This is a genomic window from Mesorhizobium dulcispinae (assembly GCF_033977345.1).
Lineage (GTDB): Bacteria > Pseudomonadota > Alphaproteobacteria > Rhizobiales > Rhizobiaceae > Mesorhizobium > Mesorhizobium dulcispinae.
In genome coordinates, this window is the sequence record NZ_JAVIIY010000014.1 from 18,948 (window position 1) to 44,443 (window position 25,496).

Sequence of the window (25,496 nt, forward strand, 5' to 3'; positions counted from 1 at the left end):
ACGTTTCAAGCGACGCGCTTTAGGTTCTTTGAGCAGCAATAGCAATTGACCCGGAATGCTGGCCTGACGGCCAGCATTCCGTGTTTTCATGAGACCGATGACGCTCAGTGATTGTCGCGCGGCACGCCGCTGGTGCGCGCGACGTCCTGGTACTTCACCGCCGGCTTCAGCACCATGCCGGCCGAGAACTGGTCGACCATGCCGCGCTGGATCTCCTGCCACGGCGTCTGGTGCTTGGGGTAGTGATAGCCGCCGTTACTTTCGAGCTCGGCCCTCCGCCTGGCGATCTCCTCGTCGCTGACGAGGATATTGGCCGTGGCTTTCTTCAGGTCGATGCGGACGCGGTCGCCTGTCCTGAGCAGCGCAAGGCCGCCGCCGATTGCCGCCTCCGGCGAGGCGTTGAGGATCGACGGCGAGCCCGACGTGCCGGACTGGCGGCCGTCGCCGATGCAGGCCAGCGAATGGATGCCCTTCTTGATGAGGTAGGCCGGCGGCTGCATGTTGACCACCTCGGCGCCGCCCGGATAGCCGACCGGGCCGGCGCCGCGCATGAACAGGATCGTGTGCTCGTCGATGCCTTGCGCCGGATCGTCGATGCGGGCGTGGTAATCCTCCGGCCCGTCGAAGACCATGGCGTTGCCTTCGAAGGCCTCCGGGTCGTTCGGGTTGGAGAGATAGCGCTCGCGGAATTCGGGCGAGATGCCGCTGGTCTTCATGATGGCGGAATCGAACAGATTGCCCTTGAGGTTGATGAAGCCGGCATTGGCCTTGAGCGGCTTGGCGACGCTGGCGATCACGTCCGGGTTCTCGTTGACGGCGTCCTTGCAATTGTCGCCCATGGTCTTGCCGTTGGCGGTGATCGCATCGGGATGGGGCAACAGGCCGCCTTTCATCAGCTCGGCCACCACCGCCGGCACGCCGCCGGCATGGTGATAGTCCTCGCCCAAGTACTCGCCCGTCGGCTGCAAGTTCACCAGCAGCGGCACTTTGAGGCCGACATTCTGCCAGTCGTCATTGTCGAGCGGCACGCCGAGATGGCGCGCAATCGCGTTGAGGTGGATCGGCGCATTGGTCGAGCCGCCGATGGCCGAGTTGACGACGATGGCGTTCTCGAAGGCCTTGCGGGTCATGATGTCGGACGGCTTCAGGTCCTCATGCACCATCTCGACGATGCGCTTGCCGGTTTCGTAGGCGATCTGGCCGCGCTCGCGATAGGGCGCGGGGATGGCGGCCGAGCCCGGCAGCTGCATGCCAAGCGCCTCGGCCAGCGAGTTCATGGTGGTGGCGGTGCCCATGGTGTTGCAATAGCCGGTCGACGGCGCCGAGGAGGCGACGATATCCATGAACTCGTCATAGTCGATCTCGCCGGCCGACAGCCGCTGGCGCGATTCCCACACGATCGTGCCGGAGCCCGTGCGCTTGCCCTTGTGCCAGCCATTGAGCATCGGCCCGACCGAAAGCGCGATCGCCGGTAGGTTGACTGTTGCCGCCGCCATCAGGAGCGCCGGGGTGGTCTTGTCGCAGCCGATGGTGAGCACGACGCCGTCGAGCGGATAGCCGTAGAGCACCTCGACAAGGCTGAGATAGGCGAGATTGCGGTCAAGCGCCGCGGTCGGGCGCTTGCCGGTTTCCTGAATCGGATGGCACGGGAACTCGAAGGGGATGGCGCCCATCGAAACGATGCCTTCGCGCACGCGCTTGGCGAGCTCGAGATGGTGCCGGTTGCAGGGCGATAGGTCGGAGCCGGTCTGGGCGATACCGATCAGCGGCTTGCCCGACATCAGCTCGGCGCGGGTCAGCCCGTAATTGAGGTAACGCTCGAGATAGAGCGCCGTCATGCCCGGATTGTCGGGGTTGTCGAACCACTCTTGCGAGCGAAATTTCTTTTTCTTGGTGGGGGCGCCTGCCATCGTAGTCTCCGTATTTGTATGACAAATCGATATGACAACGCGCTCATGCAGGCAAGAGGCAGACTCGCCGCAGACCCGCACTTTGGTGCGATAGACAGAGAAAGGGCCGCGCGCTAGGACCAATCGACGTCAGCAATCCGGGAGGTCTTGATGGCTTTGGTGATCGAAGGCGAGGAGCGCATCGCCGCACCCGTCGCGAAAGTGTGGAAAGCCCTCAACGACCCGGACATCCTCAAGGAGGCCATTCCCGGCTGCAAGAGTCTGGAAAAGAAATCGGACACCGAGATGGCCGCGACCGTGGTGCTGAAGATCGGGCCGATCAAGGCGACATTCAATGGCGAGGTCATGTTGAAGAACCTCAAGCCGCCGCATTCCTACACGATCCAGGGCGAAGGCAAGGGCGGCATCGCCGGTTTCGCCAAGGGCGGCGCCGACGTGACGCTGACCGCCGACGGCGCGGATACGACGGTGCTGAAATACGCAGCCAAGGCGGACGTCGGCGGCAAGATCGCACAACTCGGCAGCCGTTTGATCGAATCGACATCGAAGAAGCTGGCCGGGCAGTTCTTCTCGACGTTTGGAGAGAAGGTGGGCGGCTGACCCCTCCCCCTTGAGGGAAGGGATATCCGTGCTACTCGAACACGATGCTCGGCACGGCGGCTTCGGCTGCGCCGCGTTCCTCATTGACGCGATCCCAGACCTTCGAAGCGATATCGCGATAGATTTTCGCCTCGGCGCTGTCGGGCTTCGCCACGACCACCGGTGCGCCGGCGTCCGAGCTTTCGCGGATGCCCATCTCGAGCGGCACCTCGCCGAGGAAGGTGACGCCGAGGCGCTCGGCCTCGCGGCGCGCGCCGCCATGGCCGAAGATGTCGTAGCGCTTGCCGGTGTCGGGGGCGAGGAAATAGCTCATGTTCTCGACGATGCCGAGCAGCGGCACATCGACCTTTTTGAACATGTTCAGGCCCTTGCGAGCGTCGATCAGCGCGAGATCCTGCGGGGTCGAGACGATGACGGCGCCGGCAAGCGGCACCTGCTGGGCCATGGTGAGCTGGGCGTCGCCGGTGCCGGGCGGCATGTCGACCACCAGCACGTCGAGCGGTCCCCACTCGACCTCGCGCAGCATCTGGGTGAGCGCCGACATCACCATCGGGCCACGCCAGATCATCGGCGTCTCCTCGTCGACGAGGAAGCCCATCGACATGACCTTCAGGCCGTAATTCTGCATCGGCTTCAGGACCTTGCCGTCGACCGTCTGCGGCCGGCCATGGATGTTGAGCAGCCTCGGCATCGACGGCCCGTAGATATCGGCATCGAGCACGCCGACGTTCAATCCATTGGCGGCCAGCCCGAGGGCCAGGTTGACGGCGGTCGTCGACTTGCCGACGCCGCCCTTGCCGGAAGCGACGGCGATGATCGCGTCGATGCCGGGCACGCCGCGCTTGCCGTGGCTGTGTGAGGCAGGCGCCTGCGGGGCGGCACGCTGCGGCGCGGCCTGTGGCGCGGGCCGCGGCGGCGCTGCCTGCGGAGCCGGGCGCGGCCGAACCGGCGCTTCCATGCCGCCGCCCTTCTTCTCCGCCGTCAGCGCGACGATGGCGTTGACGACGCCAGGGATTTCCTTGACCACACGCTCGGCGGCGGCGCGCAGCGGCTCCATCTCCTGCGCACGGGCGGCGGGAACGGTTATCGAGAAGAACACCTTGGAGTCGGCGATGAAAATCTCCGAGACCAGGCCGAGGTCGACGATATTGCCGGTGAAATCCGGTCCATTGACCGTCTTCAGGCGCTCGATGACGGTTTCTTTACTGACGGGCATGAGCTTTTTTCCCAAGCGTTTGCGGTTCAGATAATGCAGTTCCCGGAGAGAACCAAGCTTCGGAACGGCATATGCGGCGACATGCCTGCAAAAACTTGCACGCGCGTGTCGGGTTTCGCGGACGCCCTTCGTCTTCCAGAAAGATGCATCCCCAGAAAGATGCATCCCGATTGCACAGGCTGCGGTCGCCAGAGGCCAGCGCAACTCTATTTCCTTTCCTGGCTTCCGGTGCGGCAGCCAACAGGGTGCAGCCAAGAGAGAAAGGAGACTCGTCATGCTCGCAAACAGCAACGCAACGGCCAATCTCGCGGTCAAGGACCTGGAAAAGGCAAAGGCCTTCTATGCGGGAACGCTGGGCCTCAGCCAGGTTGACGATATGGAGGGCGAGCTGATCGTCTACAAAAGCGGCGACACGCTCATCAACGTCTATCATTCGCAATTCGCCGGGACCAACAAGGCGACCGCGGTAACCTGGGCAGTCGGCGACCAGATCGAGCCGATGGTCAAGTCGCTAAGGTCGAAGGGCGTCACCTTCGAGCACTACGACATGCCCGGCCTGGCGCTCGAAGGCGACATCCATGTCGGTCACGGCATGAAGGTCGCCTGGTTCAAGGATCCCGACGGCAACATCCTGAACCTGGTGGGCAAATAAGCCATCTGGCGCAGTCTTGCCGGGCTGGATAGCCTGCGCCGATGATCGACAAGCTGGAATTCTTTATTGCCTTAGCCAAGGAAGAGCATTTCGGCCGCGCGGCCGAAGTGTGCGGCGTCACCCAGCCGACACTGTCGGCCGGCATCAAGCAGCTCGAGGAGCAGCTCGGCGTCATGCTCGTGATGCGCGGCTCGCGCTTCCAGGGCCTGACACCGGAAGGCAGGCAGGTGCTGGCGTGGGCGCGCCGCATCGTCGGCGACTCAAGGGCCATGCGCGAGGAGATGCGGGCGGCGCGCCGCGGCCTGTCCGGCCGCATCCGTATCGCCGCCGTCCCGACGGCGCTCGCCATGGTGGCGCGGCTGACGACGCCGTTCCGCGAAAAGCATCCGGGCGTCACCTTTTCGGTGCTGTCGCGGACCTCGATCGAGGTGCTGTCACTACTAGGCAATCTCGATATCGATGCCGGCATCACCTATCTCGACAACGAGCCGCTCGGGCGGGTGACCAGCGTGCCGCTCTATGACGAGCGCTACCAGCTGATCACGGCGGTCGGAAATCCCTATTCCGACCGCGACAAAGTGACGTGGGCCGAGATCAGTCAGCTGCCGCTCTGCCTGCTCACCCCGGACATGCAGAACCGGCGCATCATCGACCAGCATCTGGCGGAAGCCGGCGTGCAGGTGCGGCCGACGCTAGAATCCAACTCGATGATCGTTTTGTTCTCGCACATCCGGACCGGCAAATGGTCGTCGATCATGCCGCTCAACCTCGCGGAAACATTCGGCTTTTCAGAGCCGATCCGGGCCATTCCGATCGTCGAGCCGGATGCCAGCCACACGGTCGGGCTGGTGGCGGCGCCGCGCGAGCCGCACACGCCGCTGGTGCAGGCGCTGCTGGACGAGGCGATGGCGCTGGCAGACGATTTCCGTGCCCATCGCTAGGCTAGACAATGCGGGCTGACCAAGCTCGATAGAAATTTTCTATCGAGCAACGAGACAGCTTTATTGATCTAGAGGGTTTCCTCTGATTTCGTAAGGACTTAGCGATATTGCGCCCAGTGCATGTCGTTGCCCCGAAACCGCTCTATATGATGGGGTGACATATATTGGGCCGCCACGACCAGGGAGGGCGCTGCATGCCGATGCAGCCTGCAAGTACCGAGATCGCGTCGCGCACGGCGGCGATCGTCAACGAGTTGAAGGGCCTCGAAGGTCCCTTGCTGCCGATCCTCCATGAACTCCAGGAAGAGTTCGGCCATGTGCCGCAGGCAGCGCTGCCGGTCATTGCCGACGGGCTGAACCTTTCCAGGGCCGAAGTGCACGGCGTCGTCAGCTTCTACCACGATTTCCGCGCCCAGCCGGCCGGCCGGCATGTCTTGAAGCTCTGCCAGGCGGAAGCCTGCCAGTCGATGGGTTCGGAGGCGGTCGCCGCCAAGGTCAAGCAGCTGCTCGGCATCGATTTCCACGAGACCGCCCGCGACGGATCAGTTACACTGGAGCCGGTCTACTGCCTCGGGCTTTGCGCCTGCTCGCCGTCGGCGATGCTCGACGGCGAGGTGATCGGCCGGCTCGACGACGAGAAGATCGAAGAGATCGTCGCGGAGGTGCGTTCATGATCCCGCGCATCTATATCCCCGCGGATTCCGGCGCGCTGGCGCTTGGCGCCGAAAAGGTCGCCAAGGCGATCGAGAAGGAGCTCAAGGAGCGCGGCGTCGAGGCCAAGATCGTGCGCAACGGTTCGCGCGGCGCCTATTTCCTGGAGCCGATGGTCGAGGTGGCGACCGCCGAGGGCCGCGTCGCCTACGGGCCGGTGAAGCCATCGGACGTCAAGAGCCTGTTCGACAGCGGCTTCCTCAAGGGCGGCCATCACAAGCGCTGGCTCGGCGCGCCCGACAAGATCCCCTTCCTTGCCAAGCAGACGCGGCTGACCTTCGCCCGCTGCGGCGTCATCGATCCGCTGTCGCTCGACAATTACAAGTCGCATGGCGGCCTGAAGGGCCTTGAGAATGCGGTCGCCATGGCGCCGGCCGACATCGTGAAACAGGTGACCGAGTCCGGCTTGCGCGGCCGCGGCGGCGCCGGCTTCCCGACCGGCATCAAGTGGAAGACGGTGCTCGATACGACGTCCGAGCAGAAATACATCGTCTGCAACGCCGACGAGGGCGACAGCGCCACCTTCGCCGACCGCATGATCATGGAAGGCGATCCCTTCGTGCTGATCGAAGGCATGGCGATCGCCGGCATCGCCACCGGCGCGACCAAGGGCTTCGTCTATATCCGCTCGGAATATCCGCATGCGGTGGCGACGATGAACAAGGCCGTCGCGATCGCCCGCAAGGCGGGCGTCCTCGGCCTCAATGTGCTGGGCTCGCCCAATGCCTTCGACATGGAAATCCGCGTCGGCGCCGGCGCCTATGTCTGCGGCGAGGAAACCTCGCTCTTGAACAGCCTGGAAGGTAAGCGCGGCGTGGTGCGCGCCAAGCCGCCGCTGCCGGCGATCCAGGGCCTGTTCGGCAAGCCGACGGTGATCAACAACGTCATCAGCCTGGCCTCGGTGCCGATCATCATGGACAAGGGCGCCGCCTACTACAAGGATTTCGGCATGGGCCGCTCGCGCGGCACGATCCCGATCCAGATCGCCGGCAACGTCAAGCATGGCGGCCTGTTCGAGACGGCGTTCGGCCTGACGCTGGGCGAGATCGTCGACGAGATCGGCGGCGGCACGGCTTCGGGCCGCCCGGTGAAGGCAGTGCAGGTCGGCGGCCCGCTCGGCGCTTATTTCCCGCGCGCACTGTTTGATACGCCCTTCGACTACGAAGAATTCGCCAAGCGCGACGGGCTGATCGGCCATGCCGGCATCACCGTTTTCGACGACACGGCCGACATGATGAAGCAGGCGCGCTTCGCCATGGAGTTCTGCGCCATCGAGAGCTGCGGCAAGTGCACGCCCTGCCGCATCGGCTCGACGCGCGGCATGGAGGTTCTCGACAAGGTCGCGGCAGGCATCGAGGCAGAGAAGAACCTCGCTCTGGTCACCGACCTCTGCAACACGATGAAGTTCGGATCGCTCTGCGCGCTGGGCGGCTTCACGCCCTACCCGGTGATGAGCTCGATCACGCATTTCCCCGAGGATTTCAAGCCGGCGCCGACGCGCGTGGCTGCCGAATAGGAGCTGGCAGATGAACATCAAGGCCGACTTCCCGACGCTCATCGAAGAGATCGATTACGGCACGCCGGAGTCGAAAGCGACGAAGCAGGTCACGCTTACGGTCGACGGGCAAAGCATCACCGTGCCGGAAGGCACCTCGATCATGCGCGCGGCGATGGAAGGCGGGGTCGAGATCCCGAAGCTTTGCGCCACCGACATGCTGGACTCCTTCGGTTCCTGCCGCGTCTGCCTGGTCGAGATCGAGGGACGCGGCGGCACGCCGGCCTCCTGCACGACGCCGGTCGGCGAAGGCATGGTGGTGCGCACGCAGTCCGAGCGGCTCGACGCGATCCGTCGCGGCGTCATGGAGCTTTACGTCTCCGACCATCCGACCGGATGGAACGAGAAGGCCGGGACCGGCGCCAGCGAGTTCGACGCGGTGGCGAAGTCTGTCGGTCTCACCGAGAACCGTTACGGTGTCGAAGGCCGCAACCACGTCAAGGAAGAGGGCGGCGTGGCGCCCGGCCACGGCTCGCTGGCGGTCGACTACATCGCCCGCGACGAATCCAACCCCTATTTCACTTATGATCCGGCGCAGTGCATCGTCTGCTCGCGTTGCGTGCGCGCCTGCGAAGAGGTGCAGGGCACCTTCGCGCTGACCATCGAGGGCCGCGGCTTCGAATCGCGCATGGTCGCCGGCATGCATGAGGATTTCATCGCTTCGGAATGCGTCTCCTGCGGCGCCTGCGTGCAGGCCTGCCCGACCGATGCGTTGCGCGAGAAGACGGTGCTCGAAAAGGGCATGCCGGAGCGCTCGGCCGTCACCACCTGCGCCTATTGCGGCGTCGGTTGCTCGTTCAAGGCAGAAGTGAAGGGTGACGAGGTCATCCGCATGATGCCCTACAAAGACGGCAAGGCGAACCACGGCCATTCCTGCGTGAAGGGCCGTTTCGCCTATGGCTATGCCACGCACAAGGACCGCATCCTGTCGCCGATGATCCGCGAGAAGATCTCCGATCCCTGGCGCGAAGTGACGTGGGAAGAGGCGATCGCTCATACGGCCAAGGAATTCCGCCGCCTCCAGTATCAATATGGACGCAGCGCCATCGGCGGCATCACCTCCTCGCGCTGCACGAACGAAGAGACCTATCTCGTTCAGAAGCTGGTGCGGCAGGGCTTCCGCAACAACAATGTCGACACCTGCGCGCGCGTCTGCCATTCGCCGACCGGCTACGGCCTCGGCCAGACCTACGGCACCTCGGCCGGCACGCAGGATTTCGACTCGGTCGAGTTCACCGACGTCGCCGTCATCATCGGCGCCAACCCGGCTTCCGCCCATCCCGTGTTCGCCTCGCGGCTGAAGAAGCGGCTGCGCGAGGGCGCCAAGCTGATCGTGCTCGATCCGCGCCGTACCGAGATGGTGAAGTCGGCGCATGTCGAGGCGGACTATCACCTGCCGCTCAAGCCCGGCACCAACGTGGCGGTGCTGACGGCGCTGGCGCATGTCATCGTCACCGAGGGTCTTTTCAACGAAGCCTTCATCCGCGAGCGCTGCGACTGGGCTGAGTTCCAGGACTGGGCGTCCTTCGTCGCCCTGCCGGAAAACAGCCCGGAGACCGTCGGCAAGCTTTCGGGCGTCGATCCGGAGCTTATCCGCGGCGCCGCGCGGCTCTACGCCAAGGGCGGCAACGGCGCGATCTATTACGGCCTCGGCGTCACCGAGCACAGCCAGGGCTCGACCACGGTTATGGCCATCGCCAACCTCGCCATGGCCACCGGCAATATCGGCCGCCCGGGCGTCGGCGTGAACCCGCTGCGCGGCCAGAACAATGTGCAGGGCTCCTGCGACATGGGCTCCTTCCCGCACGAACTGCCAGGCTATCGCCACATCTCCGGCGAAGCCGTGCGCGACATCTATGAAAGTCTGTGGGGCGTGAAGCTGGACGAAGAGCCGGGCCTGCGTATTCCCAATATGCTCGATGCCGCCGTCGACGGCTCGTTCAAGGGCATCTACATCCAGGGCGAGGACATCCTGCAGTCCGACCCGGACACCAAGCATGTCGCCGCCGGCCTCGCCGCGATGGAATGCGTCGTCGTGCACGATCTCTTCCTCAACGAGACGGCGAACTACGCGCATGTCTTCCTGCCGGGCTCGACCTTCCTCGAGAAGGACGGCACCTTCACCAATGCCGAGCGCCGCATCAACATGGTGCGCAAGGTGCTGGAACCGAAGGCGCGCTACGCCGACTGGGAAGCGACACAGGAGCTTGCCCGCGCCATCGGGCTCGACTGGAACTACACGCATCCGTCTGAGATCATGGACGAGATCGCCAAGACGACGCCGAGCTTCGCCGGCGTTTCCTTCGATCTGCTCGACCGCGTCGGCTCGGTGCAGTGGCCCTGCAACGAGAAGGCGCCGCTCGGCACGCCGATCATGCATGTCGACGGCTTCGTGCGCGGCAAGGGCAAGTTCATCCGCACCGAATATGTGGCGACGGACGAGAGGACCGGCCCGCGCTATCCGCTGCTGCTCACCACCGGGCGGATTCTCTCGCAGTACAATGTCGGCGCGCAGACCAGGCGCACCGAGAACGTCGCGTGGCATGCCGAGGACCGGCTGGAGATCCATCCGCACGACGCCGAAAACCGTGGCATTCGCGAGGGTGACTGGGTGCGGCTGGCGAGCCGCTCCGGCGAAACGACGCTGCGCGCCCTGATCACCGACCGCGTCTCGCCCGGCGTCGTCTACACGACCTTCCACCACCCGGACACGCAGGCGAATGTGATCACCACCGACTTCTCGGACTGGGCGACCAACTGTCCGGAATACAAGGTCACCGCCGTGCAGGTAGCGCCGTCCAATGGCCCGACCGACTGGCAGAAGGACTATAACGAGCAGGCCCGCCAGAGCCGGCGGATCGCCCCGCTGGAAGCGGCGGAGTAGTTGTGTCGAGGCAAGAGCTTCAATCTTGACGGCTGATCGATCCCCACTCCGTCGAGCTTCGCTCGACAGCTCTCCCCCGATCGACGGGGGAGAGGAAAGGCGTGCGGCGATTCCAGTTGGCTCCTTTCCTCTCCCTCCGGAGGGGGGAGAGGTGGCGCTGCGAAGCAGCGACGGAGTGGGGGAAGGCCTGGGAGAGCAGTTGCCGATTGAAGTAAGAGGCCTTCGACATATCCTGAGCGAAATGGCCGGCAGGCCAGAGGGTGGCGCCTCGTGACCCGCCCTCCTATCTCTCAGATCTCTCGTCTCGCGCGTCGCGCCGGCGGCACTGCGGCTGCGAACCGCATGGTGCCGGAGGAGACGCCGGTGGCGTTTTCCTATGCCGGCACTACGCATGCGGTGATGATGGCGAGCCCCGCCGATTTCGAGGATTTCGCGCTCGGCTTCTCGCTGACCGAAGGCATCGTTGCCGACCCGGCAGAGATCGAGGCGATCGAGGTCGAGGATCTCGGCGCCGGCATCGACATTCAGATCAAGCTGAAGGACAAGGCCAACACGCGCTTCCAGGCGCGGCGACGCCGCCTTGCCGGACCTGTCGGCTGCGGCCTGTGCGGCATTGAATCCATCGAGGAAGCGATGCGTTCGGTCGACGCGGTCGGTTCGTCGAAGCTTACGCTTGAGGCCGAGGACGTCACCCGTTCGGTGAAGCTGCTGTCGAAGCTGCAGCCGCTGCACACGGAGACGGGCGCGGTGCACGCGGCCGGCTTCTACGTTCCCGGCAAGGGCATCGTGATGGCGCGCGAGGATGTCGGCCGCCACAACGCGCTGGACAAGCTTGCCGGCGCGCTGGCGAAGGCCGGCATCGATGGTGCGAGCGGCGCCGTCGTGGTCACCTCGCGCGTGTCGGTCGAGATGGTGCAGAAGACCGCCGCGATCGGCTCCCCGATCATCATGGCCGTTTCGGCGCCGACGGCGCTCGCCATCCGCACGGCGGAGGCTGCCGGCATGACGCTGGTGGCGCTGGTGCGCGGCGACGATTTCGATATTTTCACCCACCCCGACCGGGTGGCCTGCGGAGTTGCCAAGCATGTCGCATGACGAAGACCACATCGCCAGCACCAGGGAAAAGCTGGTGCGCATGGCCAATCAGATCGCCACCTTCTTCCATTCGAAGCCGCGCGAGGAAGGCATCACCGGCGTGGCCGAGCACATCAACAAGTTCTGGGAGCCCAGGATGCGGCGGCAGTTCTTCGAATTGCTGGACGGCGACCCGGAGGATTTCGACGACCTCGTGATCGCCGCTTCGGCCAAGATCAAGCGCCCGCTGACGCCGGAGCAGGCCGACAAGAGCCTGGGCTATGTCAGGCCAGCGGAGGCCACTGCTCCGCACAAATAGGAGCTGCCGCGCGCCATCGGCGCCATAGGTCTTAAATTTCCGCTCTCTAAAGTTTGTCTGCCGCGCGTGGCGGCGTTCTGCTATGGTTCCGGACAGGAAATCGTCTGGCCGGCGGGGCAGTTGCGTGAGGCCGATCGAGACCAGGTACGCCCGTAGCGGGGATGTGCGGATCGCCTACCAGGTGGTCGGTCAGGGTTCGTTCGATCTCGTCTTCGTGCCGGGCTTCATCTCCAATCTCGACCTGCAATGGGAGGACGAAGGCTACAGCCGCCTCTTGAAGCGGCTCTCGGCCTTCTCGCGGCTGATCCTGTTCGACAAGCGCGGCACCGGGCTTTCCGACCGCGTCGACCCCCATCATCTGCCCAGCCTCGAAACCCGCATGGACGACGTGCGCGCGGTGATGGACGCCGCCGGCAGCGGCCGCGCGGCGATCCTCGGCGCCTCGGAAGGCGCGCCGATGGCGATGCTGTTCGCCGCCACCTATCCGGTGCGGACGCGGTCACTCGTGCTCTATGGCGGCTATGCGCATTTCCACAAATGGGTAATGCCGCCGGAGCGTCTGGAAGCCTTCATAGAGACGGCGGAGACGTCATGGGGCACCGGCGCCACCCTGCCCAATTTCGCGCCGGGCCGGGTGGACGACACGCATTTTTCCCAATGGTGGGCACGCTTCGAGCGGCTATCGGCCAGCCCGACCGCCGCGGCGGCGCTGGCCCGCATGAATGCCGGGATCGATGTGCGCGGCATCCTGTCGGCAATCAACGCGCCGACGCTGCTCGTCCACCGCCGCAACGACGCGCGCGTCGACGCGGAGGCCAGCCGCTTCCTTGCCAGGAAGATCCATGGTGCCCGGCTGGTCGAGATACCCGGGCGCGACCATCCGATCTGGACCGGGGACGTCGACCGGGTGGCCGACCTCATCGAGGAATTCCTCACCGGCCAGCCGGCGGTGGCCGACACGGAGCGGGTGCTCGCGGCGCTGCTGGTGACGCGCATCTACGACACGGCCAAGCTCGGCGACCGCATGTGGAGCGAGCGCAGCCAGCGCTTCCAGGAAACATGGCGGCTGCTGATCGGCCGCCATGGCGGGCGCGTCGCCGGCACGCATGGCGAGCTGATGGTCTCGCGCTTCGACGGGCCAGCGCGGGCCATACGCTGCGCGGCGGCGCTTCGCGATGCGGCGCAGCAGATCGGCGTGGCGAGCGCGCAAGGCGTGCATGTGGGCGAGATCGAAATGCGCGGCCAGCCGGTCGGGCTGACAGCGCGGGTGACGATGCAACTCGCCACCCATGCCGGACGCGGCGATATCCTCGCTTCGCGGCTGGTCGCCGAACTGGCGACAGGCTCCGGCCTGCGTTTCGTCGATGCCGGCCGCATCAGCCTCGACGAGCTGGGCGAGCCGCTGCCGGTCGTCCAGGCAACATCGGAACAGCATCTGGAACCGGCCTGCCGCCCCAAACCCAGGGCCATGGAGCCGGCGGCACTGACGGCGCGGGAAAGCGAGGTGGTGAGCCTGATCGCGGACGGCATGAGCAATGCGGCGATCGCCGCCGAGCTGAAGCTCAGCGAGCACACGGTCAAGCGGCATGTCGCCAACATATTGCTCAAGCTCGACCTGCCGTCGCGGGCGGCGGCGGCGGCCTTTTCGGCCAGACAGACTGGCCCGGAAGGGCCATGAGAGCCATGGCGCTTTCGAGCGAAGCGGCTCGAGCGCTGGAAGCGGTACGAATTCTTCCCATGCAGGCCGGGCGATGTCGCCGAGACGGCACTGCGAATGGAGGATGAAATGCTGAAACTGAATCGCAAGATCGGATTGCTGGCATTTGCCGCAGGCGCATTGCTGGCCATCACCTCGGCACGGGCCGAAGACGCTTCGGCCACCGCCGCCTACAAGGACATCCAGGCCACGCTCGGCTCGGTGCCCGACATGTTCAAGACGCTGCCGGACGTCGCCGTTGCCGGCGCCTGGGCCGAGATCAAGGGCGTGCAGCTCAATCCCAAGACCGCCCTCGATGGCAAGACCAAGGAGCTGATGGGCCTCGCGGTCGCCTCGCAGATCCCCTGCCAGTACTGCATCTATTTCCACACGTTGGCGGCCAAGGCCAACGGCGCGAGCGACGAGGAGATCAAGGAGGCCGTGGCGATGGCGGCGATCGTACGCCACTGGTCGACCATGCTCAACGGCAGCCAGGTCGACCTCGCCACCTTCAAGAAGCAGACCGACGACCTGTTCGCCAAGGCGAAGTCGCAGTGAGGAACTGGCTGCCCGGCAGCTATGCCGGGCAGCTCTCAATCGAACGCCCGGTCAGACGGGCCATGGAGATCAAAATGCCGACCAAGACACAAGTCGTAGACGGCGCCGCGATCAAGAAGGCGATCGAGAGCCGCGACGGCAGGCTGCTGTCGAGCTTCTACAATGACGATGCGCTTGTGCGGGTGATCGACCGCAACAATCCGCCGAGCAAGCCGCGTGAAATCCGCGGCCGCGCGGCGATCAGCACCTTCTGGGACGACATCTGCAGTCGGGCGATGACCCACAAGGTCGACACCACCATCGCCGAGGGCGACAGCCTCGCCTTCACGCAGGCCTGCGCCTATCCGGACGGCACGAAAGTGTTCTGCGCGGCGATGCTGGAGCTGAGGAACGGCCGCATCGCCCGCCAGACGGTCGTGCAGGCCTGGGACGAGTGATCAACCGCGGGCTCAACCGCTATCAAGGAGGAGAACCAACATGTTCAGCGCCAGATGGCAGATCGACGCCAAGTTCGGCCACAAGCAGACCGTGATCGACATGATGCGTAAATGGGAACGCGAGATCGGCTCGCAGGTCGGCCTCGCCGACCTGAAGTTCCGGCTCATGACCGGTTCCGTCGGCGCGCGAGAAGCGACGGTCGAGGCCCATCACGAGGTCGAGAGCCTGGCCCAGCTGGAGGAATTCTTCGCCAAGATCGCCAAGATCGACGCGCACGCCAAATGGGGCAAGGAGTTGGAGCCCTATGTCGTGTCGGGCACCAGCGTCTGGCAGATCCTCCGGATCGTAGAGTAGCGGCTGGGTGACCCGCCTCTCCCCTTGTGGGAGAGGTCGGATTGCCCCGATTTGTCCTTCACAAATCGGTTGGCAATCCGGGTGAGGGGTGACTTGGCGCCAAGCTGGAACACCCCTCATCCGTCTTGTCGCTTCGCGACAAGCCACCTTCTCCCACAAGGGGAGAAGGGGACACCGTTGCGCGTACTACATCAGGCCGAGCTGCTTATAGAAGCCGAGCGCGTCGTAATAGTCGCTCTGGGTCGCGATCTTGCCGTCCTTGATGGAAAACATCGAGGCGCCGGTGATGGAGAATTTCTTGCCGGTCGCCGCCGTGCCGTCTCCCCAGGCGCCGGTGTTGGTGCCGGAGAACTCCCATTCGAACGAGACGCGGTCGCCGTCGACCAACGGCTTGCCCTTCATCGTCCAGACCGCATCGGGAACGGCCTTGAGGAAGTTGTCGATGACGCCGGTCTTGGCGGCGTCCCTGCCCGCCACCGGCTTGCCGACGGAAGCGTCGTAATAGCTGACGTCGTCGGCGAAGTAGCCGGCGGCCTTGGCCGAGTCATGCGCATTCCAGGCTGCGACATAGGCCTCGACCACCGACTGCGCGGTGTCCCCGGCGAAGGACGGCGTCACGGCAAGAAGCGTGGCGGCGATGGCTGCGGATGTCAGAAACTGGCGGCGTTGCATTGTTGTTTTCCTCCCTGGTTGAATGCTTGCCTCCGTCTTCCTTCTCCCTGTGGGAGAAGGTGGCCGAGCGAAGCCCGGTCGGATGAGGGGTGTTCCAGCTTGGCGTCAAGCTTACCCCTCACCCGGATTGCCAACCGATTTGCGAAGAGCAAATCGGGGCAATCCGACCTCTCCCACAAGGGGAGAGGTAAAAGCGCTAGCCGTGCGCCACCATCACGTGGCGAACGGCGGTGTAATCCTCCAACGCGTAGAGCGACATGTCCTTGCCGTAGCCGGACTGCTTGAGGCCGCCATGCGGCATCTCGTTGGTCAGCATGAAGTGGGTGTTGATCCAGGTGCAGCCGTATTGCAGGCGAGCGGCCGTTGCCATGGCGCGCGAGATGTCCTTGGTCCAAACCGACGAGGCGAGACCGTAGTCGCTGTCGTTCGCCCAGTTCACGGCTTCGTCGACCTCCGAGAAGCGGGTGATGGAGACGACCGGGCCGAAGACCTCGCGGCGCACGATCTCGTCTTCCTGCAGCGCGCCGGCGACGACCGTCGGCTGGTAGTAGAAGCCGGAGCCATCGCCCGGCTTGCCGCCGGTGGTGATCTCGATGTGCTTCAATTCCGAAGCGCGCTCGACGAAGCTCGACACGCGGTCGCGCTGGCGGCGCGAGATCAGCGGCCCGATCTCGTTGTCGGTGTCGTCGGGCAAATTGTACTTGATGGTCGAGACCGCCGAGGAGAGGTCGGCGACCAGCTTGTCGTAGATCTTCCTGCCGGCATAGATGCGGCAGGCGGCGGTGCAGTCCTGGCCGGCATTGTAATAGCCGAAGGCGCGCAGGCCGTTGACCACGGCGCCGAGGTCGGCATCGTCGAAGACGATGACCGGCGCCTTGCCGCCGAGCTCGAGATGCGTGCGCTTGACCGACTTGGCGGCCGCCTGCAGCACCTTCTTGCCGGTGGCGACGTCACCGGTGATCGAGATCATGTTGACCTTCGGATGATTGATCAGCGTGTTGCCGACGCTGTCGCCGCGGCCGAGCACGACGTTGACGACGCCCTCGGGCAGGATTTCTGCCAGTATCTTCGCCAGCTTCAGCGTCGTCAGCGGCGTCTGTTCCGACGGCTTGAAGACGACGGTGTTGCCGCCGCCGATCGCCGGCGCCAGCTTCCAGGCCATCATCATCAGCGGATAGTTCCAGGGCGCGATTGAGGCGACGATGCCGATCGGATCGCGCCGGACCATTGAGGTGTGGCCGGGCAGATATTCGCCGGCGACCTGGCCGGGCATGGAGCGCACCGCGCCGGCGAAGAAGCGATAGCAGTCGACGATCGCCGGGATCTCGTCATTAAGTACGGCATTGATCGGCTTGCCGCAATTCAGCGCCTCGAGCGCGGCAAACTCCTTCGCTTCCGCCTCAATGCGGTCGGCGATCTTCAAGAGATAGCCGGAGCGCTGCGCCGGCGTCGTGCGCGACCAACTGACGAACGCTTGTTCGGCGGCAGTAACAGCAGCCTCGATCTGCGCCGGGCTCGCTTCAGGCAGATTGAGGATGGTCGCCCCGGTCTTCGGATTGAGGATCGGCTCCTCGGTTTCGGTGCCCTTCTCGAATTTCGAGCCGATGAGCATCTGGGTGTCCATGGGGTTTCTCCTCGATCAGTAGCGAATAGCGAGTAGCGAGTAGGGTTTGACCGTAGATGTCGCCTATTCGCTATTGGCTACTCCCTATTCGCTGTTTCATTTTCCACTCCCGGCGATCTGGTCGCCATCGCGGGTCAGGTAGTAGGCAAAGAGGATCGGCAGCAGCGTTACCAGCACGACCACCATGGCAACGACATTGGTGACCGGACGCTGGCGCGGGCGGATCAGCTCCTCGAGCATCCAGATCGGCACGGTCTGCTGCTGGCCGGCGGTGAATGTGGTGACGATGACCTCGTCGAAGGACAGCGCGAAGGCGAGCATGCCGCCGGCAAGCAGCGCGGTTGCGATGTTTGGCAGCACGACATGCCTAAACGTCTGGAAGCCGTCGGCGCCGAGATCCATCGAGGCCTCGATCATCGAGCCCGAGGTGCGGCGGAAGCGGGCGACGGCGTTGTTGTAGACGACGACCACGCAGAAGGTGGCGTGGCCGAGCACGATCGTCCAGAACGAGAACGGGATGTCGGCGAGCGCGAAAGCCGAGCGCAACGCGATGCCGGTGATGATGCCGGGCAGCGCGATCGGCAGGATGACCAGCAGTGAGATGGTTTCGCGGCCGAAGAAGCGCGTCTGTGAGACCGCCGCGGCGCAGAGCGTGCCCAACACCAGCGCGATCGCCGTCGAGATGGCGGCGACGCGGATCGACAGCGACAGCGCCTCCCACACATCAGGCCGGTTCCAGGTCACGGCGAACCATTGCGTGGTCAGCCCCGGCGGCGGCCAGACGAAGCTCTTCTCCTCGGTGGTGAAGGCGTAGACGAAGATCAAAAGGATCGGCAGGTGCAGGAAAAGCAGGCCGCAGGCGGCGGCGATCTTCAGGCCGAGCGGAGCGGACTGGCCACGATCAGAGCGCATCGAAAGCCCCCATGCGCTTGGCGCCCCAGAGATAGAAACCCATGATGACGATGGGCACCACGGTGAAGGCGGCGGCCAAGGGGATGTTGCCGGCGGTACCCTGCTGCGAATAGACGGCCTGGCCGATGAAGAGCCGCGAGGTGCCGATGATCTGCGGGATGATGTAGTCGCCGAGCGTCAGCGAGAAGGTGAAGATCGAGCCGGCGACGATGCCGGGTAGGGCCAGCGGGAAGAGCACGTTGCGGAAGGTCTGGCCGGGCGAGGCGCCGAGATCGGACGAGGCCTCGACCAGATTGCCGGGCACGCGCTCTAGCGCCGCCTGCACGGGCAGGATCATGAAGGGCAGCCAGACATAGACGAAGACGATGAAGGTGCCGGTGAAGGACACCGACAGCGAGTTGCCGCCGACGATCGGCAGTGACAGCCAGCCGTCGAGCATCCAAAGCAGGCCGAGCTTGCCAAACAGCCAGGTGAGGATGCCTTCCTTGGCGAGGATCAGCTTCCAGGCATAGACCTTGACCAGATAGCTCGACCACAGCGGCAGCATGACGCCGAGATAGAACAGCGCCTTCCAGCGGCCGCGCGCATAACGCGCCGCGTAATAGGCGATGGGGAAGGCGATGACCGCGGAAGCGAGCGTGACGAGCGCCGCCATCGTCACCGTGCGCAGGATGATGTCGAGATTGGCGGCCTGGAACAGGTCGCCATAGGTCTTCAGCGTGAACTCGCGATTGATGAGGCCGGAGAATTCGTCGATCGAGAAGAAGCTCTGCAAAAGCAGCGCGAAGAGCGAGCCGATATAGACGATGCCCAGCCACAGCACCGGTGGCAGCAGCATCAGCAGCAACAGGAGTTTCGGCCGGCGCCAGAAGAGGTCGGAGAACGTGCCTCGCAGGCCGCCGCTGCCCGGCAGGATGGCGGGGGCGGTGGCACGCGGCATGGCGGCGTCGAGGCTCATGCCGTCTCGTCCATCAGATGCAGGTGCTCGCGGTTGAAGGTGAGCATGACAGCCTCGCCCTCGGCGGGGAGCGCCGTGCCGGCCGGCACCATGGCATGCAGCCTCAGCCCATTGGCGTCGAGCGCCAGCCTTGTGGTGGCGCCGAGATAGTTGGTGCCGACCAGGCGCGCGGCAACGCCGTCGCCGCTCGTCGCGATTGAGACGCGGATGGATTCAGGCCGGAGACTGCCCCAGCGATGCTGGCCGGAATAGCGCTGGACGAAATCCGGCGGCAGCACGTTGGAGGAGCCGACGAAATCGGCGACGAAGCGCGTCCTCGGCCGCTGGTAGATGTCCTCGGGCGTGCCGACCTGCATGATCCTGCCGTCGTTGAAGACGGCGACGCGGTCGGCCATCGACAGCGCCTCGCCCTGGTCGTGGGTGACGAAGACGAAGGTGATGCCGAGCACCTTCTGCAACGACTTCAATTCTTCCTGCATGTTTTCGCGCAGCTTGAGGTCGAGCGCGCCGAGCGGCTCGTCGAGCAACAGCACCTTGGGCTGGTTGACCAGCGCGCGGGCGAGCGCGACGCGCTGGCGCTGGCCGCCGGAAAGCTGGCCGGGGCGGCGGGCGCCATAGCCCGGCAGCCGCACCAGCGAGAGCGCCTCTTCCGCCGCCTTCAGCCGCTCGGCCTTGCCGACGCCCTTGACCATCAGGCCGTAGGCGACGTTGTCGAGCACGTTCAAATGCGGGAACAGCGCATAGTCCTGGAAGACGGTGTTGACGTTGCGGCGATAGGGCGGAACGCCCTCGGCGCGTTCGCCGAAAATCGAGATCGAGCCTGCGGTCGGCTGCTCGAAGCCGGCGATCAGCCTGAGACAGGTCGTCTTGCCGGAACCGGACGGCCCGAGCATGGCGAAGAACTCGCCAGGCGCGATCTCGAGATCGACCGCGTCGACGGCGCGCACGCTGCCGAAATGGCGCGAGACTTGTTTGAAGGAAACGGCGGAGGTCATGGGCCCTGTCAGTTCAGTTGCCGGGTCTAAGAAGTCGCACGGCGCCCTCCCTCCCCCTCGTGGGGAGGTCGTGGCGAAGCCGTGGGTGGGGGTGATGGCGAAAACCTATCCGCAACCCCCACCGACGCTCAAGCGTCGACCCTCCCCACAAAGGGGAGGTTAAGAACGATCACCGCCCGCCGATAACGCCGATATAATCCGACACCCAACGGTAGTAGGGCACGCACTGGTCGTTCTGGCTGGCGCATTTCGAGACCGGGGTCTTCCAGAACTTGATCTTCTCGAAATTGTCGTAGCCGTTGGTCTTGCAGCCCTCGCCGCCGAGCAATTCATTGCCCTTGCAGGCGGCCGGCACGACCGGCAGCGAGCCGAACCAGGACGAGACGTCGCCCTGGACCTTGGGCGAAAGCGAATGCTCGAGCCACATGTATGCGCAGTTCGGATGGGCAGCGTCGGCTTCCATCATGGTCGTGTCGGCCCAGCCGGTGACGCCCTCTTCCGGCACGGTCGAGGCGACCGGCTTCTTGGCGGCGACCAGCGTGTTCACCTGATAAGGCCATGAGCCGGAGGCGACCACGCCTTCGTTCTGGAAGTCGTCCACCTGGATCGCAGCGTCATGCCAGTAGCGGCCGACCAGCGTGCGCTGCGTGCGCAGCAGCTCGAGCGCCGCCTTGTACTGGTCTTCGTTGAGCTCATAGGGATCCTTGATGCCCAGTTCCGGCTTGTGGAACATCAGGTAGTTGGCGGCGTCCGCAATGTGGATCGGACCGTCATAGGCCTGAACGCGGCCCTTGTTCGACTTGCCGTCGGGCAGCTTCATCTCCTCGAAAACGACGTTCCAGCTCTTGGGCGCTTCCTTGAAGACGTCGGTGTTGTACATCAGGATGTTCGGGCCCCACTGGTAGGGAACGCCGTAATGCACCTTGTCGACGGTGAACCAGGGCGCGTCCTTCAGGCGGTCGTCCACCGTCTTCCAGCTCTTGATGAGATCGGTGTTGATCGGCTGCACGCGCTTGCCGGCGACGAGGCGCAGCGAAGCATCACCCGAAGCCGTCACCAGGTCGAAGCCGCCTTCGTTCATGAGCGAGACCATCTCGTCCGACGTGTTGGCGGTCTTGACGTTGACCTTGCAGCCGGTCTCCTTCTCGAAGGCGGTCACCCAGTCATAGTTCTTGTCGGTCTCGCCGCGCTCGATGTAGCCCGGCCAGGCGACGATATTGAGCTCGCCCTCGCCCTTGCCGAGCTCCTTGACCTGGGCGATCGCCTGACCCGAGAAGGTCAGCGCAACCGTCAACGCCGTGCATGACTTCAGGAATGCATTCATCATCGATCTCCCATTTTGGCGCATGACCCCGAAACCGGTCCGGTTTTCGGAAAGGATCATGCGCAAACCTGAACGCCGGAACTCTCAGCGCCCCGACAGCCGCGCTCCCGAGCGGCTTTGTTCCCTGGGAGAAAGGTGCTGTGAAAATTCCGGTTTCGCAAATTCATTTATCAGAAAGGCGATATCGGATTTTCCGATAACCAGACACGATCAAGCCGCCGCCGTCGCCAGCCAGCAGGCGGCATTGAAGCGAGCCCTACCGTCCTCCACGAAAGGCGCGAATGCAGCAGGCAAGACCGCGGTGATTTTTTCGGCCGTTGCCTGGTCTACCTCGCGCAGCGCAGCGCCGACCGGTCCTAGCCGGGTGGCATACGTCATCAGATCGCCTTCGGCGATCTGACACAGGACGTCCGCCTGTTCGACTTTGATTGACGACCAGCCGCTCGCTTCAAGGATCCGCTTCACTTTGGCGCCGTCGGCAAAGGCAAACTGCCCCGGCGCCTCGGGGTCAGGCCCGGGTGCGGGCGGCAGGAAAGGCGCGGCCGCTCGCGCAGCGGTCGTCATGAAATCATTCTCGGCCGGACTGCGCCAAGCGACAAAGGCGAGTTTGCCACCGCGCCTTGCGGCCTTTCTTATGTTGGTGAACGCGGCCACGGGATCATCGAAGAACATGACACCAAAGCGCGAGACAACAGCGTCGAAGCGCCCGGATTCGAACGCATATGCCTGGGCATCCCCCACTTCAAAACTTGCATTTGCCACCTGTTCCGCCCGCGCGCGCTCCGTCGCCAGGGCGACAAGCGGCCGCGAGATGTCGAGCCCGACACAGCGTCCGTCGTTGCCGACGCGGCGCGCCATCGCCAAGGTCGTGGCACCGGCGCCGCAGCCGATATCCAGGACATTGCCCCCTTCCCCGGGATAGCCGGCGTCCACGACCAGGCGCTCGAACGGCGCCAGCACCCCGTCGAGGATCGGCTGCATCTGGACCCAGGCCTTTCCGCTGACGTCGTTCCAGAGAGCGGCTTGCTGCATGTTTGGCTGCGCGGATTGCGGCATAACGGACCTCACTTTCTGTTGCTCTCGCCGATCGTCGCGAGCACTCTACGAGTTCAAGCCGACTTGAGGTCAAGTATGAAAGACATGGACATTGCTGAAGTGTCGCGCCGCGCCGGCGTGCCCGCCTCGACACTTCGTTACTACGAGGGGAAGGGCCTCATCGCCTCGATCGGCCGTCGCGGCCTGCGCCGCTTGTTCGACCCGGCCGTCCTGGAACGGCTCGCCTTGATCGCGCTCGGACGCGCAGGCGGATTCGCACTGGACGAGATTTCCTTAATGCTGACGCCCGACGGTCTGCCGAAAATGGATCGAGGGCGCCTGGATGCCAAAGCGAACGAACTGGACCGCACTATCCAGCGCCTGACCGCGATCCGAGAGGCTTTGCGTCACGCCGCCCGATGTCCGGCCGTCCGGCCGATGGAGTGTCCGACGTTCCGGCGCGCCGTCAGGCTGGCCGGCGCCGGCCGCTTCGAGGTTGCTCCGATCGGCCCGTTCAAGGCGGAGGCGGTTTCCGCAACAAGGGGCAAGCGCAAGACTGGCGACGTCGACCTGGCGTAGGCGACACTAGAGCCGTTCAACGTTTCACGGAAACGCTGAACTGCTCTAACTATTTGTTTTTACGCAATTCCGGACGGAAAACCGTTACACACTTTTCCTGGAATTGCTCTAGCGGCGCACCATGCGCTGCGATTGGGCGAGGCCGATGAAGTCGCGGGCGGCTTGCGGCAGGCCGGAACCGCGGCGCCAGACCATGCCGACCTGAACGACCGGAAGCGAGCCGGAGATATCGCGGGATTCGATGCGGTCGCCCTCCAGCGACCAGGGACGGTAGACGAGGTCGGGCAGGAGCGCCACGCCGGCGCCGGTGGCGACGAGGCTGCGCACGGCCTCGACGGAGCGGGTGCGGAAGGCGACATGCGGTCTCGCGCCGATCGCCGACAGCAGCTTGCCGGTGTTCTCCTCGATCTCGTCGACGGTGAGCATGATCAGCGGCTCGGAGGCGATGTCGCCGATCGAGATGATATCGGCGCTGGCGAGCTTGTGGCTGAGCGGTAGCCAGAGCCGATAGGCCGAGACTTCGAGGATTTCGGATTGCAGCGCGGTGCGGTCGCGCAAATTCGAGGTGACCATGACGGCGATATCGAGCTTGCCGCCGACCAGAAGGTGCTCGAGATAGTCGCCATTGTCCTCGATGGCTGAGACTTCGACGCTCGGATAGGCACGGCGGTAGCGCGCCAGCAGGTCGGAGAGCACGTAGCCGGCAACGAGAGAGGTGACACCGAGCTGCAGCCGCCCGCCGGCAGTCATCTGGTCGCCGAGGAAGGCGCGGCGCGCGTCGGAGACATCGGCCAGGATCTTGGTCGCGTGGCGTAGGAATTGGTGACCCTTGTGGGTGATGTTCAGGCCGCGCGGATGACGCTCGAACAGTTCGACGCCGAGATCGCTCTCAAGCTCCTTGATCGCCTCGGTGACCGAGGACTGCGAGATGGAGAGGTTCTGCGCGGCACCCGACACCGTGCCGTGCTCGGCAACGGCGACGAAGAACTGAAGCTGGCGGATAGTGAAGGCCATGGCCGGACTAAACACCGGCGCGGCCAGGAAGGAAAGCCGGTCGCGCCCTTGTCCAACGCTGTCCGGGACTAACCTCGCGCCGGACCGAGACGCGGCCACCAAAGGCGCCGGTAGCGCAGCGCAAGCAGAGCCGTCATTTCCAGGAGGACGACGATGATGCGAAAGGCGACGACAAGGAGATCATGACCGCTGCCGCGCATCGAATAGCCCGCGATCAGAAATCCGGTGTTCCACAGAGTTGCGCCAAACAGCGTGGCAAGGGCAAACGGCAAGACCGGCAGGCGCAATGCACCGGCCAGGATGGGCAGATAGTTGCGCACCGTGGGGACGAACTGGGCGACGAGCGAGGCCCTGACGTGATTGCGGCGGTAGGCTCGAGCGAAGCCGGCATAGGTGGCGTGACGCAGAAATATGTATCTGCCGAAACGGCCGACCAGCGCGTCGGCGCGCGCAGGTCCCAGCCTGCGCCCCATCGCGTACCAGAACAGGCAACCCGTTGTGGATCCGAACGTCGTCGCCGCCAGCAGAACGCAGAGCGTTGCAAGGTCGGGCGACCTCGTCATGCCGAGGAACAGCAGCAGCACATGCGACGGCGGCGCGGGCAGGATCTTTTCGGTGAAGGCAAGGCAGGCGATGCCGAATAGCCCAAGCCCCAGCATCGCCGACAAGGGATCGGTCATGAGAAGCGCCAGTCGTAGGTGCTGAGGTTCTTGATCCTGGACACGCGGTAGACGGTCGCCGGCGGGAAGTTGCGGAAGGTGCTGCCGATGCGGACCGCTTCGAGGTCGAGCCTGTCGAGGACCGTCTGGTCGAAGGGGCAGCGACGGCCGAAGGTAAACTGGTAAAGTGCTGCACCCGGCCGAAGATTGGCAAAGACGCCTTCCAGAATCGCGGATGATTTGCGCGGCGATATCAGCCGGAACGGCAATCCGCTGACGGCGGCGCCGGCGTGCGGGCCATCGAAAAGCGATAGATGGCGCAGGCCCGCCGCATCCATTTCAACGACGCGCGCCGCCGGGAAACGGCGCGTCAGCAAGGAAGCGAAATCCGGATCGGCCTCGACCAGCGTCAGGTCGCGTTCCTGAACGCCGCGCTCCAGCAGCGCACGCGTGAACGGACCGGTGCCGGGCCCAAGCTCCAGTACCGGGCCGGTCTCGGGACCGATCTCGCGCGTGATCAGCGCGGCGAGGCTGGGGCTGGACGGCGTGACCGAGCCGATCCGGAATGGCGCCAGAGTCCACGCCATAAAGAAAGACAAAGCGTCATTTGCAGGCATATTGACCTCGTTGCTTATGCGGGCGATTCGCTTGCCCGGCATTCGACGAGGCGCTGTTTGCGGCCGCCGGATTGCATGGACATTGCGTGTAGCGGGGCTTCGCGAAAGAAAGCGCCGCCGGCCAACGGCGCCGATTGGCGCCATGTTTACGCAATCTTGGCGCGATAGCGGGCCGGCAAGAGACTGTAAGAGGTGGCGG

Annotated in this window: 25 protein-coding genes; 13 read left to right on the forward strand and 12 right to left on the reverse strand. The window is 64.6% G+C overall.

Annotated features, from left to right (window positions below):
* Positions 1-104: 104 nt before the first annotated feature.
* On the reverse strand, positions 105-1,910 hold the full coding sequence (locus RFN30_RS25235) for an IlvD/Edd family dehydratase (protein ID WP_320264782.1): 1,806 nt from the start codon (positions 1,908-1,910) through the stop codon (positions 105-107).
* A 150-nt stretch (positions 1,911-2,060) separates the two neighbouring features.
* Between RFN30_RS25235 and RFN30_RS25240 the strand changes: the two genes are divergently transcribed.
* Positions 2,061-2,510: an SRPBCC family protein gene (locus RFN30_RS25240; protein WP_320264783.1), complete on the forward strand. Its 450-nt coding sequence runs from the start codon at positions 2,061-2,063 to the stop codon at positions 2,508-2,510.
* 31 nt (positions 2,511-2,541) lie between these two features.
* Here the strand turns inward: RFN30_RS25240 and RFN30_RS25245 are convergent, their stop codons facing one another.
* Positions 2,542-3,726: an Mrp/NBP35 family ATP-binding protein gene (locus RFN30_RS25245; protein ID WP_320264784.1), complete on the reverse strand. Its 1,185-nt coding sequence runs from the start codon at positions 3,724-3,726 to the stop codon at positions 2,542-2,544.
* 274 nt (positions 3,727-4,000) lie between these two features.
* On the opposite strand from RFN30_RS25245, the gene RFN30_RS25250 reads away from it, so the two are divergent.
* From RFN30_RS25250 to RFN30_RS25300, 11 genes are all read left to right on the forward strand, one after another.
* Positions 4,001-4,378 (forward strand): VOC family protein, encoded by a 378-nt coding sequence (locus tag RFN30_RS25250; RefSeq protein ID WP_320264785.1) that lies wholly within the window; start codon positions 4,001-4,003, stop codon positions 4,376-4,378.
* A 41-nt stretch (positions 4,379-4,419) separates the two neighbouring features.
* The gene (locus RFN30_RS25255; protein WP_320264786.1) at positions 4,420-5,319 is read left to right on the forward strand and encodes a LysR family transcriptional regulator; all 900 of its coding nucleotides are present in this window, start codon (positions 4,420-4,422) and stop codon (positions 5,317-5,319) included.
* Positions 5,320-5,513: 194 nt separating this feature from the next.
* A complete protein-coding gene (locus RFN30_RS25260) occupies positions 5,514-5,993 on the forward strand; it encodes a formate dehydrogenase subunit gamma (RefSeq protein WP_320264787.1) in 480 nt (159 codons plus the stop codon).
* On the forward strand, positions 5,990-7,546 hold the full coding sequence (locus RFN30_RS25265; RefSeq protein ID WP_320264788.1) for a formate dehydrogenase beta subunit: 1,557 nt from the start codon (positions 5,990-5,992) through the stop codon (positions 7,544-7,546). Before RFN30_RS25260 ends, RFN30_RS25265 begins: the two co-directional genes overlap by 4 nt.
* Before the next feature lie 10 nt (positions 7,547-7,556).
* Positions 7,557-10,469, forward strand: a complete 2,913-nt coding sequence (gene fdhF / locus RFN30_RS25270; RefSeq protein WP_320264789.1) for a formate dehydrogenase subunit alpha — start codon at positions 7,557-7,559, stop codon at positions 10,467-10,469.
* A 270-nt stretch (positions 10,470-10,739) separates the two neighbouring features.
* Positions 10,740-11,564 carry a formate dehydrogenase accessory sulfurtransferase FdhD gene (fdhD, locus tag RFN30_RS25275; RefSeq protein WP_320264790.1) on the forward strand — a complete coding sequence of 275 codons (825 nt, stop codon included), beginning with the start codon at positions 10,740-10,742 and terminating at the stop codon, positions 11,562-11,564.
* Positions 11,554-11,862: a formate dehydrogenase subunit delta gene (locus RFN30_RS25280; protein ID WP_320264791.1), complete on the forward strand. Its 309-nt coding sequence runs from the start codon at positions 11,554-11,556 to the stop codon at positions 11,860-11,862. The genes fdhD and RFN30_RS25280 overlap by 11 nt, the downstream gene beginning before the upstream one ends.
* Before the next feature lie 124 nt (positions 11,863-11,986).
* Positions 11,987-13,540: an alpha/beta fold hydrolase gene (locus RFN30_RS25285; protein WP_320264792.1), complete on the forward strand. Its 1,554-nt coding sequence runs from the start codon at positions 11,987-11,989 to the stop codon at positions 13,538-13,540.
* Between the two features lie 108 nt (positions 13,541-13,648).
* Positions 13,649-14,116 (forward strand): carboxymuconolactone decarboxylase family protein, encoded by a 468-nt coding sequence (locus RFN30_RS25290; protein WP_320264793.1) that lies wholly within the window; start codon positions 13,649-13,651, stop codon positions 14,114-14,116.
* A gap of 74 nt (positions 14,117-14,190) precedes the next feature.
* Complete coding sequence (locus RFN30_RS25295) at positions 14,191-14,553, forward strand: nuclear transport factor 2 family protein (RefSeq protein WP_320264794.1); 363 nt, start codon at positions 14,191-14,193, stop codon at positions 14,551-14,553.
* A gap of 40 nt (positions 14,554-14,593) precedes the next feature.
* Complete coding sequence (locus RFN30_RS25300) at positions 14,594-14,908, forward strand: hypothetical protein (protein WP_320264795.1); 315 nt, start codon at positions 14,594-14,596, stop codon at positions 14,906-14,908.
* Between the two features lie 186 nt (positions 14,909-15,094).
* Here RFN30_RS25300 and RFN30_RS25305 read toward each other — a convergent pair whose 3' ends face one another.
* From RFN30_RS25305 to RFN30_RS25335, 7 genes are all read right to left on the reverse strand, one after another.
* Positions 15,095-15,580, reverse strand: a complete 486-nt coding sequence (locus tag RFN30_RS25305; RefSeq protein WP_320264796.1) for an ester cyclase — start codon at positions 15,578-15,580, stop codon at positions 15,095-15,097.
* A 196-nt stretch (positions 15,581-15,776) separates the two neighbouring features.
* Positions 15,777-17,204: a gamma-aminobutyraldehyde dehydrogenase gene (locus RFN30_RS25310; RefSeq protein ID WP_320264797.1), complete on the reverse strand. Its 1,428-nt coding sequence runs from the start codon at positions 17,202-17,204 to the stop codon at positions 15,777-15,779.
* Between the two features lie 96 nt (positions 17,205-17,300).
* Positions 17,301-18,116 carry an ABC transporter permease gene (locus tag RFN30_RS25315; RefSeq protein WP_320264798.1) on the reverse strand — a complete coding sequence of 272 codons (816 nt, stop codon included), beginning with the start codon at positions 18,114-18,116 and terminating at the stop codon, positions 17,301-17,303.
* Complete coding sequence (locus RFN30_RS25320) at positions 18,106-19,056, reverse strand: ABC transporter permease (RefSeq protein WP_320264896.1); 951 nt, start codon at positions 19,054-19,056, stop codon at positions 18,106-18,108. Before RFN30_RS25320 ends, RFN30_RS25315 begins: the two co-directional genes overlap by 11 nt.
* A gap of 14 nt (positions 19,057-19,070) precedes the next feature.
* Positions 19,071-20,069: an ABC transporter ATP-binding protein gene (locus RFN30_RS25325; protein WP_320264799.1), complete on the reverse strand. Its 999-nt coding sequence runs from the start codon at positions 20,067-20,069 to the stop codon at positions 19,071-19,073.
* 169 nt (positions 20,070-20,238) lie between these two features.
* Complete coding sequence (locus tag RFN30_RS25330; RefSeq protein WP_320264800.1) at positions 20,239-21,393, reverse strand: ABC transporter substrate-binding protein; 1,155 nt, start codon at positions 21,391-21,393, stop codon at positions 20,239-20,241.
* 210 nt (positions 21,394-21,603) lie between these two features.
* The gene (locus tag RFN30_RS25335) at positions 21,604-22,449 is read right to left on the reverse strand and encodes a class I SAM-dependent methyltransferase (protein ID WP_320264801.1); all 846 of its coding nucleotides are present in this window, start codon (positions 22,447-22,449) and stop codon (positions 21,604-21,606) included.
* 75 nt (positions 22,450-22,524) lie between these two features.
* Between RFN30_RS25335 and RFN30_RS25340 the strand changes: the two genes are divergently transcribed.
* Positions 22,525-23,007, forward strand: coding sequence for a helix-turn-helix domain-containing protein (locus RFN30_RS25340; RefSeq protein WP_320264802.1), 483 nt, complete (start codon positions 22,525-22,527; stop codon positions 23,005-23,007).
* 108 nt (positions 23,008-23,115) lie between these two features.
* On the opposite strand, the gene RFN30_RS25345 is transcribed toward RFN30_RS25340, so the two are convergent.
* The 3 genes from RFN30_RS25345 to RFN30_RS25355 all read right to left on the reverse strand — a co-directional run bounded on the left by RFN30_RS25345 (position 23,116) and on the right by RFN30_RS25355 (position 25,297).
* The gene (locus RFN30_RS25345) at positions 23,116-24,021 is read right to left on the reverse strand and encodes a LysR family transcriptional regulator (protein WP_320264803.1); all 906 of its coding nucleotides are present in this window, start codon (positions 24,019-24,021) and stop codon (positions 23,116-23,118) included.
* A gap of 68 nt (positions 24,022-24,089) precedes the next feature.
* Positions 24,090-24,701: a DedA family protein gene (locus tag RFN30_RS25350; RefSeq protein ID WP_320264804.1), complete on the reverse strand. Its 612-nt coding sequence runs from the start codon at positions 24,699-24,701 to the stop codon at positions 24,090-24,092.
* Positions 24,698-25,297: a class I SAM-dependent methyltransferase gene (locus RFN30_RS25355; protein WP_320264805.1), complete on the reverse strand. Its 600-nt coding sequence runs from the start codon at positions 25,295-25,297 to the stop codon at positions 24,698-24,700. The genes RFN30_RS25350 and RFN30_RS25355 overlap by 4 nt, the downstream gene beginning before the upstream one ends.
* Between the last annotated feature and the right edge of the window lie 199 nt (positions 25,298-25,496).

Bases quoted from the DNA above. Each gene is read 5' to 3' on its own strand.
- RFN30_RS25235 (WP_320264782.1), bottom strand. From the start codon at position 1,910: ATGGCAGGCGCCCCCACCAAGAAAAAGAAATTTCGCTCGCAAGAGTGG.
- RFN30_RS25240 (WP_320264783.1), top strand. From the start codon at position 2,061: ATGGCTTTGGTGATCGAAGGCGAGGAGCGCATCGCCGCACCCGTCGCG.
- RFN30_RS25245 (WP_320264784.1), bottom strand. From the start codon at position 3,726: ATGCCCGTCAGTAAAGAAACCGTCATCGAGCGCCTGAAGACGGTCAAT.
- RFN30_RS25250 (WP_320264785.1), top strand. From the start codon at position 4,001: ATGCTCGCAAACAGCAACGCAACGGCCAATCTCGCGGTCAAGGACCTG.
- RFN30_RS25255 (WP_320264786.1), top strand. From the start codon at position 4,420: ATGATCGACAAGCTGGAATTCTTTATTGCCTTAGCCAAGGAAGAGCAT.
- RFN30_RS25260 (WP_320264787.1), top strand. From the start codon at position 5,514: ATGCCGATGCAGCCTGCAAGTACCGAGATCGCGTCGCGCACGGCGGCG.
- RFN30_RS25265 (WP_320264788.1), top strand. From the start codon at position 5,990: ATGATCCCGCGCATCTATATCCCCGCGGATTCCGGCGCGCTGGCGCTT.
- fdhF (WP_320264789.1), top strand. From the start codon at position 7,557: ATGAACATCAAGGCCGACTTCCCGACGCTCATCGAAGAGATCGATTAC.
- RFN30_RS25280 (WP_320264791.1), top strand. From the start codon at position 11,554: ATGTCGCATGACGAAGACCACATCGCCAGCACCAGGGAAAAGCTGGTG.
- RFN30_RS25290 (WP_320264793.1), top strand. From the start codon at position 13,649: ATGCTGAAACTGAATCGCAAGATCGGATTGCTGGCATTTGCCGCAGGC.
- RFN30_RS25295 (WP_320264794.1), top strand. From the start codon at position 14,191: ATGCCGACCAAGACACAAGTCGTAGACGGCGCCGCGATCAAGAAGGCG.
- RFN30_RS25300 (WP_320264795.1), top strand. From the start codon at position 14,594: ATGTTCAGCGCCAGATGGCAGATCGACGCCAAGTTCGGCCACAAGCAG.
- RFN30_RS25305 (WP_320264796.1), bottom strand. From the start codon at position 15,580: ATGCAACGCCGCCAGTTTCTGACATCCGCAGCCATCGCCGCCACGCTT.
- RFN30_RS25310 (WP_320264797.1), bottom strand. From the start codon at position 17,204: ATGGACACCCAGATGCTCATCGGCTCGAAATTCGAGAAGGGCACCGAA.
- RFN30_RS25315 (WP_320264798.1), bottom strand. From the start codon at position 18,116: ATGCGCTCTGATCGTGGCCAGTCCGCTCCGCTCGGCCTGAAGATCGCC.
- RFN30_RS25320 (WP_320264896.1), bottom strand. From the start codon at position 19,056: ATGCCGCGTGCCACCGCCCCCGCCATCCTGCCGGGCAGCGGCGGCCTG.
- RFN30_RS25325 (WP_320264799.1), bottom strand. From the start codon at position 20,069: ATGACCTCCGCCGTTTCCTTCAAACAAGTCTCGCGCCATTTCGGCAGC.
- RFN30_RS25330 (WP_320264800.1), bottom strand. From the start codon at position 21,393: ATGAATGCATTCCTGAAGTCATGCACGGCGTTGACGGTTGCGCTGACC.
- RFN30_RS25335 (WP_320264801.1), bottom strand. From the start codon at position 22,449: ATGCCGCAATCCGCGCAGCCAAACATGCAGCAAGCCGCTCTCTGGAAC.
- RFN30_RS25340 (WP_320264802.1), top strand. From the start codon at position 22,525: ATGAAAGACATGGACATTGCTGAAGTGTCGCGCCGCGCCGGCGTGCCC.
- RFN30_RS25345 (WP_320264803.1), bottom strand. From the start codon at position 24,021: ATGGCCTTCACTATCCGCCAGCTTCAGTTCTTCGTCGCCGTTGCCGAG.
- RFN30_RS25350 (WP_320264804.1), bottom strand. From the start codon at position 24,701: ATGACCGATCCCTTGTCGGCGATGCTGGGGCTTGGGCTATTCGGCATC.
- RFN30_RS25355 (WP_320264805.1), bottom strand. From the start codon at position 25,297: ATGCCTGCAAATGACGCTTTGTCTTTCTTTATGGCGTGGACTCTGGCG.